Below are 11,871 nucleotides of genomic sequence, written 5' to 3'. Positions count from 1 at the left end.
GCGATATAACTCTTCGGCAAATAAAGACAACTCTTGTTTTTGATGCATATTCATAAAAAGCACGTCACCCTTTCTCATTAACATAAGAGAATAGTAACGTGCTTTTAACTTCAAGAATAGTCTAAATCCTTAAGTTGATGGATGTGGGGCATGTACACAAGCCTCATTTGTATGTTCTTTCTTACTTTTCAAAATAAGCCGCACCAAAGTTTTCATTAAATCTCTTACACCATATAGAAACCGAACCGTATGTGCTTACATCTATCCCTTCAGGAATTTCATAGTTTTGGTCTCCTTTGTTTCCCTTTAACTTTCCTAATTCAATATACTGATGGTTTTTAACATCTTCATTATTTTTCAAACGATTCGTAGGAACTAATACAACTCGAACATCTGGCCCATTAGAAGTTGAAAAATTTGAAAGTCGTAAAACACGTTTTCCCTCCCCTAATTGATGGATCGTTGCCGTTCCAGTTGTTTCATGAACACCGTTTTGAAACTGACCTGTACTTATTACTCGTTCTTCTTGTTGTTTTGTTTTGTTTGATTGTATTTCTGTTTGTGGCAATGCTTCATTCACTTGCTTATCAATAAATAATTTCTCGGGGCGGAACAATGACCATAAAATTCCCCCAACAATTATGGAACCCCCTATAAGCAATACATATTTTCTTTTCATAAAGTAAAAGCCCTCCTGTAGTATATTGTTTAATGGTATGATAACAAGAAAGTCTTTCGTTTCTATAATATAAATATTACAAAAGTCTTTCAGCAGTCTTATTTTTTTCTGATGTGATGGGAAGAGTAAACCAAAATTCACTTCCCTGTTTTCCATCTGAGCGATCTCTCACACCAATTCCTCCTTTGTGTATTTCAATTCATGATTTTGTAATGGCTAGTCCGAGACCGGAACCTTCAGATTGTGAACTTCTGGATTGATCTGTTCTAAAAAAGCGTTCAAATACGCGTAATTGGTCATCGGGAGTAATTCCTTCTCCTTCATCACGCAAAATAAATTGGACTTGTTGCTTCTGCTTATTTTCCTCTACAATCAACTCAATTGTTCCGGAGACAGGAGAATACCGAATCGCATTATCTAACAAATTACTGATAACCCGAGCTATTTTACACGGCATGATTAAAAGCCGAGGTAATGTATCAGGAACATGCAATTGCAAATGGATCTGTTTGTCCGCTAATAAGACAGAATGTGACTCTAGTACTCTAATAGGGGTCACCATACATCTCCATCAACTTAAGAATTTTATCCCGCTATTTTAGGACAGTAACACTCCCACCTCAAAATTCAGCGAAAGCAAAGAAGTTAGGTGGGAGATGAACTGTCCGTAAAAGCCCGATTCGTTCAACTAATAATCAGTGGGGGATGAAGAAAACCTCCACTGATTAAAGTTTCACTTTATAACGCTCCCAAAATCAATAAGTCTAAAAAAATGGCTTTTTTCTCAAAGGTTTTAGCATAGGAAAGGATACGATTCCCAAAATGATACACAGAATTCCGCTTAATAATTGTCCAATTCCAGAAGCTTGTCCAAGAATCAACAAATTAAAAAGTTTTTTTCTTGTTGGGTTATTCCATGTTTTAAACGCAACTCTTTTATTCTATTTTTCATAGAAATCACCTATTATATAAAAGAATATTTCTATAATTATCAGTAGATCCCCACACTACATCCCAAACTAAGTTTGTATTAGCTGCCAAATGAATAGTATGATATTCATTTTTCTCTGGAGCTGCTGCTTCACTTGAAGGAGCCCAGATAGATAGCCCCATTGCTCCTGCAGCTAATCCTGTCATGACTTTTTTTGATATTGATTTCATACTAATTCTCCCCTTCTTCTAATATTTCTACAAGATTACAAAAAATGATCTGATACTGTACATTGCTTATACTTTTATTGCGAAATAAAATCACTTTTGCTATGTAGAAACTTAAAACTCTTAACTTGATGGGCATAGGATAGCAACAACAAATAGCATTTGGTTGGCGAGATTCCAATTATGTAGAAACCTAAAAAAGCCCCTTTAGTAAGATCTAAAGGGGCTTTGCTCACACAAATGATCTACATATCAAAGATGAATTGATTTGCAGATCATTTGTATAAATAATTGCTGCAGAATGAACTTACATGAATGCTTTTAAAAGTTCTTGAACGAATGGAAGGGCTCCACCTACAAATTTTAAAACCGCCATTGCGATTGTCATATTATTTCCTCCTCTTTTGTTGGTGCTAAGATGTGATTTATCTTTATACCTCTATTATAGTAAACGCTTACATTTTTATTAATACACTCGTATATGCAATATTACATATACGAATGTATCAGGTTCCCTTTGCATTGTTAATAAGAATAGCTTGAATCATAAGGATGACGTTTTTTATGAATCTTTCAATTCAAATTGAACTACAATTATTTGCTGAAGATTTACATAAACAGCTTACTCCTTTATTTTTAGAAAAGCTTGCTAGAACAACGTATTAGGGGGCACTATATCATTTCGGGAAAATTGTACACACTTTAACTAGAAAGAGGAGCTTGACTATATATCTTAGCTCCTCTTATTGGCAAACTATTTAATTACCAAGGATACAATTCCTAAAATGATACACAGAATTCCGCTCAATAATTGTCCGATTCCAGAAGCTTGTCCAAGAATCAATAAATTAAAAAGATTTTTTCTTGTTTGGGTTTTCCCCACAAAAGCATCATCCGTTTTCATTCTATATATACCCCATAAGATTAATACTACTCCAAAAACGATAAGTCCTAATTTTAAAGCCATTTGTTTGCCTCCATTGATTATATACATATTGAATTTTTCCTACTTATTAATCTCAAATTAATGTTCGGAAGTTCATCTTAGTTTAAATACCTTTCAAAAGTCTTGCGAAAATGTTACAAAAGTCTRTCGATATAATATATTGTGTCACTAAGTAATGTATGTTTCAGTAAATGCTGAGGATGAAAGTTTTGGAAATTAATAAAGAAGTTTTGAAAGGTCATATTGATACAATAATCCTTTCTTTATTGCATAACAGAGATATGTATGGTTTCGAATTAGCAAAATTGGTACGCGAAAAAAGTAATGAACAATTCGAGTTAAAGGAAGGAACATTATATCTATCTTTAAAGCGACTTGAAAAGAATAAATGGATTGAATCTTATTGGGGAGATGAACAAGGCCCTGGTGGAAGAAGAAAATATTATAAAATCACTTCAATAGGTAAAGATGGGTTCGAAGAAAAGCGTTTAGAGTGGCAATTTGTAAAGAAAATAATTGATTCGTTTTTAGAAGGAGGAAAAAAACTTGAAGGAAATTGATGTATTTATAGATTCTGTTTATCAAAATGTTGGCGGTAATAAAAAAGAGATACAAGATTTAAAAGCAGAGATGAAAAGCCATTTGATAGAAGCTGTTCACGAATTAAAAGCAAAAGGAAAGACTGAGCAAGAAGCGATTGAAATTGCTATTAACCGATTTGGCGGAGAAAAAGTTATATGGAGGAAATGGAATACTAATAATCGTAACGATTATTTTATTGATTACATGTATTATTTTTGTGTGTAATCCACTTATTTTCTCCAATTGGGGTTCAGCCGCATGGGACTGAACCCCTAATACTTTATTTTAATAATGACTCTTTGCATGAAATAAAACTCAGTTATCAGTCTAAACCATTTTTTAGATCTAACAATAACAAGTATGCATTTTTACCTTTCAGATAGTCTCTTTTATTCTAATTTCTTCATTTCTTTCAGCCGTTCTATATCCTTTTCTGAAGCCTTTTCTATTTTATACAGTTCATAGCTACCCTTTATCTCATTTATCACTACAAATTCACTTTCATTCCGAACATAGCTTTTAGTTTTTCCCTTTTTATAACCAATAACATTATCTAATATAGTTTCCCCACTATCTTTTTTATATAAATTATAGCTAACAGGTGGACGACCAATTACATACTTATTATCAGAAAATCCGACTATATCATCCCTCCCTAATCCTGTCGAAACACTCCAGACAAAAATAATCTGAAATATAGAATAAACAACAATACCGCATAAGAAAAAAAATAGGATTGATTTAAAAAATAACTTTAAAGGTATCCTGCCCAAAAAAAATTCCCTCCCATTTCATCTTGGGATAGCAAGAACAAAACGTGAATTTTGTACGCTAAGGAACCGAATTTTTTAGATTATTGAACTCAATCCCCCGTCAGTGCTATAAGAAAAAGAGTTACCGCAGTAACCCTATTATTTATAATACACGTCATTGGGAGAAGCTATGGATGAATAAAGTCAATCTATGAAATTTCCCACAATCTTTTAACCTCCACCAATTCCTGTCCATTGAATTCCATTCTGTATATATCTGGTTTTGATGTCTGTAGTAAAAAATTCAAATCATACTTACTGTCATAATATCCCATCACCAAAGTCATAACAGCTCCATGAGTGCCTAATACTACTTTCTGTCCTCGATAGGTGTTTAATAATTCTTTTAAGACTTTTATAGCACGTTTCTGACAGTCGACATTAGACTCTCCTCCCGTTAAAGCAAAGTCGGGGTCTAAGAATGACTTTTTTATCAAAGGGAATAATTCTTTATCCGACATTCGTTCCTCTTCAGCAATAAAAATTCTCTCTTTTAAGTCTTCAAATACTAAAACTTCTTGTCCTATTTGCTTCGCTAACTGCTGAACAGTTAGAATTGAACGATTGTATGGACTTGAGATAACAACGTCAATTCCCTCACCTTGTAATGCATCTGTTATTCGTTGAACTTCTAATTTTCCTTTTTCAGTTAATCCTCTTGTTCTTTCTTTTCCAGCTTTTGGTGAATCTCCGTGTCTCACCATATATATGAAAGTTTTCATAATTACCTCCAATTTTTTTAGGTTTCTTTATTCCATATATAGCTTATATTAATTAAAAAGAACTTTCCCAATGACCATAACTAGTACTCACTATAAATCCTTCTGCATACGATATCTTAAATACGTTTCTTTACAATCCCTTCTCTATATTAACATATATATCCAATTCGGTCCCCTTAAAAAGAACAGAAAACTGTGAATTTGAAATAGAGTCACGATATTTGTAAGAAAGACGCGAAGTTTTCACTATCCTCAGGTATAAAAAAGGACAAACTCTCCAAGGTGAGAAGTTTGTCCAAAACCATGATATCTTTGGTTTAACAACATAAAATTCAATTCCGCTAGGAATCTTTCGTTCTTTTTTCATATCCCACTATTTTTGCACCAGAACCAACAATAGTGAATTAAAATAATGAATTAATACTTGCTAGGACAGTAAGTATACCTATAACAATGACAAATACATTGCTCGCTTTCCCTTTGTATTTAGCTAGTACTGGTACTTTATGGATCGCATACATTGGTAATAGACATAAGATAGCAGCAACTAATGGACCGCTAAGGGCATCAATGATTCCAAGAATACTTGGATTTGCATAAGCAACATACCAGCATGTTAATACGACAAAAGTAAGGATCATTGTCTTAACTGTTTTTTCTCCCATATCTTTTCCGCGTTTTTTACCGGACTTGATAATCATGTCGCGCATTACCTCATATGCTCCTATATAATGGCCAAGGAAGGATTTTGTTATAGCCATAAAAGCAATGATAGGAGCTGCAATAGTGATTATAGGCGAATTAAGCTCATTAGCAAGATATGATAGGATTGACAAGTTCTCTTTTTTTGCCATTATAAGATCATCTGGAGTCAAACTYAARGTACTGCTCCAAACAAAGAACATWACAACAGCGAATGTCATGATATAACAARCTTTTTGTATTTGAGCACATTTGGCATCAGTAGCTTCTATTCCATAGGTAGCTCTCTGTTTCATAACAAATGATGAAATCATAGGCGAATGATTGAACGAGAATACTATGATTGGTAGTATCATCAATATCGTTCCGAAATATCCTGTTCCTGTTGAAGCAGTAGAAGCACTTGAAAAACTAAGCATTGACGTATTCCACTGTGGAATCAAAGATATTGCGATAAAAAGTAGAGAAGCTATGAAAGGATATACTAGCATACTCATTATCTTTACGGTGATATCTTGTCCAAAATTTAGTATAGCTATAAGACCGAGTACTAATACAAGCGATAAAATGGCCCTTGGAGGCTCCTGCATGTGCAATTGATTCACGATAAAACTACTTGCAGTATTTGTAAGTGCAACCGAATACATCAGCACGATCGTATAAATTGAGACGAAATATACTATGTTAAAAATTATACTTGCCTTATTTCCGAAATACTCTCTTATTGTACCTGTAATCCCCTCATCAGCAGATTTGGAAGCGTATATCATTTTAGCAAGCGCCCTATGTGAGTAATACATAACAGGATATGCAAGTATGGTAATTAACAGTAATGATAATAAACCACCTGAACCTGCATTAATAGGTAAAAAGAGTACTCCTGCTCCAATTGCTGTTCCAAAAAGGCTCAATGCCCAGGTAGTATCCTGTTTATGCCACTTTTTAGGGTCTAGATATTTCTCATTTTTTACTGCAGTATTTTCAGCTTGAAATTCTATTTTTTTTGCAGTATTCCCATTCATATAATAATTCCTCCTTGTATCCTATTCTTACGTCTCTTTTTAAGGCTTAGGAATATAGACCATTCTTGAAAAATGAATTGCTTACAAGATGCGCCACATCGTGTGTCCAACCTGATGAATTTGTTAGCGTTTACAAAGCATTTCAATTATATATTAGTATACTTTAATTGTATAGTAGTATATTTTAGTGATAATGACTTTTAATATACAGACACCCTTAGGAGAACAATAGAGAATAGAATTGTTAACTATTTCACAATATTTCCAATAACTGTTTATTTATTTAATTGTTTCTCTCCAAAAATTTTACTTTTAATGGCAATCCCTGTAGGTGTGGCTGCAATTCCGCCTAAACCTGTCTCTCTTAATTCGCGAGGCATCTGTCTTCCAACTCTATACATCGCTTCAATAACTTCGTCAGCATTGATGATATTGTTTACGCCGGCTAATGCGATGTCCGCTGCTGCTAAAGCATTTGCCGTTCCAATGGCGTTTCTCTTTACACAAGGAATTTCTACCAAACCAGCGACCGGATCACAAACTAAACCGAGTAAATTTTGTAATGCGGTTGAGAAAGCTTCAGAAGATTGCTGTGGCGTTCCTCCTGCAGCTTCTACCGCTGCTGCAGCCGCCATTGCTGAGGCACTGCCTACTTCAGCTTGACATCCTCCGTACGCTCCGGAAATACAAGCGTTATTTGCGACTATCGTTCCAAATAACGCTGAAGTGAATAGAAAATGGATCATATCTTCATGACTTAACTGCAACGTATCTTTAATACTAAATAGGACTCCCGGGATCGTCCCACTCGCACCTGCTGTTGGAGTTGCACAAATAGCTCCTAATGAAGCATTTACTTCATTAACACCGATAGCACTTTGAATCCCTAACACCATCAAATCTCCAGAAAGAGTTTTTCCATTTTCTCGATATTTTTTTATTTTAACAGCATCACCTCCGGTTAAACCGGTCGGAGAAAATACTCCGTTGCCCTCGATACTTTTATTTACGGAATTTTCCATAGTCGCTAAGTTTTTTTCCATTTTACTCCAAACTTCTTCATAAGAAGTTTTAGTTTGTTCGATTTCCTGTTCGATTGCTAATTCATAAATTGGCTTTTTCCTTTTATTAGCTGCATCTACAATTTCTTTTATGGTCATATACATATTTTTTCACCCCTTAATGTAACTAAAGAATAATGATATTAGCTATACTGCTTAAACTTCCCAATTCCTTCTGAACATCACCAGGCAATAGCGAATCCAAAGCGAATGCATATAAATATTTTCCATTTTCCTTCAAACTATGAAAGGTGTTAATTTCCAGATCATATTGTTTAAAGATCCTGCGTAAGACAAATTCAAAGTCAGCTCTTTCGGAAATCGCAATAATAACTGGCAATGGCCCCTGCAGATCTAAGCTAAATCCGTCAATTTCAACATGTTTGATTTCAATTAATCCGCCGCCGACCGAAATACCCATCGTTCTAATACTTCGACTTTCATCCTCTAAATATACATCTGCCGTATTTGGATGACCAGCAGGACTATCACCTGCCTTTTCAATAAAGGTAATGTCAATTCCTTTAGATTCTGCTATTTTAATAGCATCTGGCACTTTGCTGTCATCGGCAGCAAATCCTAATATCCCAGCAATAATTGCAAAATCAGTTCCGTGTCCTTTATGGGTTTCAGCAAATGATTCATAATACCTTACCACGACTTTTTTTGGAAGACCTTGAAATAATTTATTGGCWACTGTTCCAATAGCCAAAGCACCTGCAGTATGTGAACTTGAAGGACCGATCATTACCGGCCCAATCACATCAAAACAACTTTTGTATTTAACAACCTTTTTTTCTTTAATAGATACTACATTCATGTTCATATAAGCACCCCCATAATTTATTATTTTTAATTGCAGTTGAATCTAAGTTATTAGAATAACCAATTCAAAATAAGATCTGGCTGATAACGCTTCCATTTTCATATTGAATAAATTCCCCTTCTGATCACACACCTTTCTTAGAGTAATCGTATCAGTATGTCCAATTTTAGAAGATTACTTGCAAGGTCTTTAGAATTTTTGCATCAGAACCAGGTTTGATATTTTCTCCGGGGGTAATAGATTATTTCTCGACGCCCTCATTATAACTTGTATATTTATGAGTTTAATATTTTTTTATTTTTAGAAAGATTGAATAAACAGAATCTTGAATGGATAATAAATTACACTTGGCATGTAGCAATTGTGTCCATTGTTTGAAGCTGTATTAGTTAGTAGAAAAGCAAAAATAACACAGCGTTCCTTTGATTAACACATTGATTATATTGGAAAACCATTATAAAGATACTTATATTTTCCTTTGTTGAAACATCTTATTTTAGACGTGAAAGCTGTTGTAATAAATGATTAATGTAGATGGAAAGGAATAAATTAAGGAAATATAAAATCCTTTTTGGATATTTATTATTTACGTTGCGTTTATATACATTTTTCAGAAAAAAGGAACTTCTTTTTTATAAATCTTGGACATACTGATATTATTACTTTACAAAAAGTGTGTGATTAGTATGGAAAAAGAACAGTTATTTAGGCTCTGGTGCAAAAAAGAGAATAAAATGCATATATCCCTAACAGAATCGTATCTTATGCTATAAAGCCCAGTACCAGAGTTCTTGCAACCAGGGGCAAAGTAGCAATTAAGTGTAGAAAGTTAGTCCTATATGGGGGCACCATACATGCCCATCAACTCAAGAGATTTTAATACCCTCAAACACCAAAAAACGTTATCCTTTCTAAACAAGCTAAATTAGAAAGGATGACGTTTTCTTATGAATCTCTCGATTCAAGATGAACTACTACCATTTGCAGAAGAATTATCACGGAATTTTGGTTTGAAATAAGAAATATTGTAATTTCTATAAAAACACAATTGGCCATGCAACTTATGTTGTATAACCAATTGTGTTTTTTAATAAACAAAGAGAACTTATGAAAGTAAACTAATATTCATTAGTTTACTTTCATACTTATTTTATTAATAACTAATTTAGGAATAATTTTCTCAATATAGATATCATACTCACTTACGGTTTTAATATTCAAAATTTACAGAAATTATAATATAATACAATTATGATCGTTATTACCCTTTTGTTCTCTCCTTATGCTAAAGATAAGATCGAGTCTTCGGTCTTATCTTTTTTTCTGTGAAGAAAGTGAATTATAAAAGTACGTTTTAAGGACATAGTTTTTATGATGGGTTTTGGTGATATTTTTTGATTTAAATTAGAGAAAAAGCACTTGAGATATAAATGTCCCAAAAATAATCGTTTTTGAAGCGATATTATAAAGTTATTATTTAGTTGAGTCACCATAATTGAAAGCTCATTTTCCAATAATAAAAACCCGTTATATCTACGGAAAGTGTATGATATAACGGGTTTTTATCAATTTTCTATTTTCATACTTTTGTAAAACTCATACTCATTAAGGGGTACGGAAACGATTCAGGGAATGAGAGGCCTCTTTGGAAAAATATGTAAAGAGAAAATTCCTATTCTACAAACAGAACAAAGCACTTTATAAAAGTGCTTTGGGAAAAGCAAGATCTATAAGTAAAAAATATTCTATATGATAAGATATCTGGCCCATTTAAATGTGGAAAAAGTCGGTATTTTGGATGTTAATAATAGTTAACAAAAAGAAATTGGGTTTGCTTACTGTTATATAAGATACGAGAAATTTGTTATTTGTTGATTTATTACCTAAAGAAAAAGGAGAAAATTAAATCATCTCTTTTCAGTTAGCCTAAAAAAGTATAAATACTTTCTAGATATATAAATCTAACCATGATACGAACTCTGCCAAAAGTCTGAAGATTACTGCGTTTTATTGATTATACTGAGCCTCCTCTTGTTGAACTTCCTGAACACGTGGTTCTAAAGAATCAATAACTGTCTGCGCTTGCTGAGCTGCATTTTGATACARTTGTTTTGCCTGCTGATTGTCAGTATCAAGAACAAATCCTTCTAAACATGCTTGAGCACTTTTTAATCCAGAAATAGTTTGTTTAAGCTTAGTAATTACTGTCATAATTAAATTCCTCCTTATAATCATGAATTCACTATTTAGAATAGCTATTTTCTACCCAAAATATGATTTCTAAATTTTGGTTATCTTTATAGAATGAATACATTGACTAAGATATAAACGTACAAGATAGAATCCGAAAATCAGCTTCGCGAATGTGAATATTTACTAGAATTCTATTTTGTGTATGTTAGAATTCAGGATGTTCTTGCATTTTCTAATATTTCGTTTGATTTGCTGATTTTCAAAAAAATAAATCTCTGTACCTGACCAAACAAAAACCCAACACATGATGCTTAAAACTCCTGCAATATAGGCATGATTGCTTGAAAGCTTCAAGTATATCAACCCAACAATAATACCAACCACAAACAAAACAATAGCCTTATTGACATTTCTAGCATATGTATATTCCTCTTCGTTCAAGATGTTAGAAAAAGTGTTAAATGTGGCAGTCTTCAGTAACTTTTCGTCAAAATTATTCTGACCTAAAAAAAATATTTCAACTTCTTTTCTTTTGCCACTGCGTAGCTTTGACAAAAGAAAATCTTCAAGGTCAGAGCTTAGGTGAACATCATCTGAGCTATAATATCTTGAAAACGGAGTATCAGTTTCATCTAAATAGATATTTATACTTAATTCATCTTTCATGTTACCCCTCCTTTAACTCCAATGTACTAGTTGAAAGTCAACCTTTTATCAGTATGGTCAAGATAGCAACAATTCTTACGAAAACAGGGAAAGTCAAAGAAAGACTTTTGTAACAATTACGAAAGAAATTTGAAAGAGGTTTAAATTAAGATAAACTTACCGATATTAATTTAAACATGTTGGTAACAGTATATTTAGAAAGTAAGGAACAAWGTCATGAAAGAAAAGATAAAGAGAAGTATTAAAAAAATTTCCCCTGTAGGAATAGCAATGGGAATCTTATTCAGTTTCAATCCAATTACAAAACATAAAGCGAAAGCAGACGTTGATACAAGAGAAACGATTCTTACAACATTTGGAGATACCTATGATACGTTTCTAAAAGAGCCTTTTGTTATTCTTTTATCAGAACAAAGTGCTAAATATGATTATACAGCTAACAATGAAAACCGTTCTTACAAAGCTCCTACTTTTAACAAAGGAGAATTTGGTATTAGTGGTG

Annotated in this window: 12 protein-coding genes and 2 pseudogenes; 3 read left to right on the top strand and 11 right to left on the bottom strand. The window is 33.1% G+C overall.

What is annotated here, in order from left to right:
• Positions 1 to 181 precede the first annotated feature (181 nt).
• The 4 genes and pseudogenes from AC1DIT_RS24140 to AC1DIT_RS24125 form a co-directional block, all read right to left on the bottom strand.
• Positions 182 to 679 carry a DM13 domain-containing protein gene (locus AC1DIT_RS24140; protein ID WP_016113599.1) on the bottom strand — a complete coding sequence of 166 codons (498 nt, stop codon included), beginning with the start codon at positions 677 to 679 and terminating at the stop codon, positions 182 to 184.
• Between the two features lie 76 nt (positions 680 to 755).
• Positions 756 to 1,223: pseudogene (locus AC1DIT_RS24135) on the bottom strand (sensor histidine kinase); the annotation flags it as partial.
• Positions 1,224 to 1,636: 413 nt separating this feature from the next.
• Complete coding sequence (locus AC1DIT_RS24130; protein WP_016113597.1) at positions 1,637 to 1,840, bottom strand: hypothetical protein; 204 nt, start codon at positions 1,838 to 1,840, stop codon at positions 1,637 to 1,639.
• Positions 1,841 to 2,591: 751 nt separating this feature from the next.
• Positions 2,592 to 2,804 carry a hypothetical protein gene (locus AC1DIT_RS24125; protein ID WP_016113595.1) on the bottom strand — a complete coding sequence of 71 codons (213 nt, stop codon included), beginning with the start codon at positions 2,802 to 2,804 and terminating at the stop codon, positions 2,592 to 2,594.
• 188 nt (positions 2,805 to 2,992) lie between these two features.
• Between AC1DIT_RS24125 and AC1DIT_RS24120 the strand changes: the two genes are divergently transcribed.
• Positions 2,993 to 3,343, top strand: a complete 351-nt coding sequence (locus tag AC1DIT_RS24120) for a PadR family transcriptional regulator (protein ID WP_016113594.1) — start codon at positions 2,993 to 2,995, stop codon at positions 3,341 to 3,343.
• Positions 3,330 to 3,590: a permease prefix domain 1-containing protein gene (locus AC1DIT_RS24115; RefSeq protein WP_016113593.1), complete on the top strand. Its 261-nt coding sequence runs from the start codon at positions 3,330 to 3,332 to the stop codon at positions 3,588 to 3,590. The genes AC1DIT_RS24120 and AC1DIT_RS24115 overlap by 14 nt, the downstream gene beginning before the upstream one ends.
• A 164-nt stretch (positions 3,591 to 3,754) precedes the next feature.
• Here the strand turns inward: AC1DIT_RS24115 and AC1DIT_RS24110 are convergent, their stop codons facing one another.
• The 7 genes from AC1DIT_RS24110 to AC1DIT_RS24080 form a co-directional block, all read right to left on the bottom strand.
• A complete protein-coding gene (locus AC1DIT_RS24110) occupies positions 3,755 to 4,138 on the bottom strand; it encodes a hypothetical protein (protein WP_016113592.1) in 384 nt (127 codons plus the stop codon).
• A 188-nt stretch (positions 4,139 to 4,326) separates the two neighbouring features.
• On the bottom strand, positions 4,327 to 4,899 hold the full coding sequence (locus AC1DIT_RS24105; RefSeq protein WP_016113591.1) for a histidine phosphatase family protein: 573 nt from the start codon (positions 4,897 to 4,899) through the stop codon (positions 4,327 to 4,329).
• A gap of 404 nt (positions 4,900 to 5,303) precedes the next feature.
• Positions 5,304 to 6,623, bottom strand: coding sequence for an amino acid permease (locus AC1DIT_RS24100; RefSeq protein ID WP_476998458.1), 1,320 nt, complete (start codon positions 6,621 to 6,623; stop codon positions 5,304 to 5,306).
• 275 nt (positions 6,624 to 6,898) lie between these two features.
• Entirely contained in the window at positions 6,899 to 7,789 is an 891-nt protein-coding gene (gene sdaAA / locus AC1DIT_RS24095) for an L-serine ammonia-lyase, iron-sulfur-dependent, subunit alpha (RefSeq protein ID WP_016132960.1), read from the bottom strand.
• A 22-nt stretch (positions 7,790 to 7,811) separates the two neighbouring features.
• A complete protein-coding gene (gene sdaAB / locus AC1DIT_RS24090; protein WP_016131640.1) occupies positions 7,812 to 8,510 on the bottom strand; it encodes an L-serine ammonia-lyase, iron-sulfur-dependent subunit beta in 699 nt (232 codons plus the stop codon).
• 2,007 nt (positions 8,511 to 10,517) lie between these two features.
• Positions 10,518 to 10,721: a DUF1657 domain-containing protein gene (locus AC1DIT_RS24085; protein WP_016113587.1), complete on the bottom strand. Its 204-nt coding sequence runs from the start codon at positions 10,719 to 10,721 to the stop codon at positions 10,518 to 10,520.
• Between the two features lie 165 nt (positions 10,722 to 10,886).
• Positions 10,887 to 11,369 (bottom strand): hypothetical protein, encoded by a 483-nt coding sequence (locus AC1DIT_RS24080; RefSeq protein WP_016113586.1) that lies wholly within the window; start codon positions 11,367 to 11,369, stop codon positions 10,887 to 10,889.
• Positions 11,370 to 11,585: 216 nt separating this feature from the next.
• Here AC1DIT_RS24080 and AC1DIT_RS24075 point away from each other — a divergent pair.
• Positions 11,586 to 11,871: pseudogene (locus AC1DIT_RS24075) on the top strand (hypothetical protein); the annotation flags it as partial.

It is taken from the genome of Bacillus sp. 05T22 (genome assembly GCF_056396765.1).
The sequence above is the reverse complement of the archived record's forward strand: the minus strand, read 5'-3'. Positions and strand labels throughout refer to the sequence as shown.

Bases quoted from the DNA above. Each gene is read 5' to 3' on its own strand.
- AC1DIT_RS24140 (WP_016113599.1), bottom strand. From the start codon at position 679: ATGAAAAGAAAATATGTATTGCTTATAGGGGGTTCCATAATTGTTGGG.
- sdaAA (WP_016132960.1), bottom strand. From the start codon at position 7,789: ATGTATATGACCATAAAAGAAATTGTAGATGCAGCTAATAAAAGGAAA.
- AC1DIT_RS24125 (WP_016113595.1), bottom strand. From the start codon at position 2,804: ATGGCTTTAAAATTAGGACTTATCGTTTTTGGAGTAGTATTAATCTTA.
- AC1DIT_RS24105 (WP_016113591.1), bottom strand. From the start codon at position 4,899: ATGAAAACTTTCATATATATGGTGAGACACGGAGATTCACCAAAAGCT.
- AC1DIT_RS24080 (WP_016113586.1), bottom strand. From the start codon at position 11,369: ATGAAAGATGAATTAAGTATAAATATCTATTTAGATGAAACTGATACT.
- AC1DIT_RS24130 (WP_016113597.1), bottom strand. From the start codon at position 1,840: ATGAAATCAATATCAAAAAAAGTCATGACAGGATTAGCTGCAGGAGCA.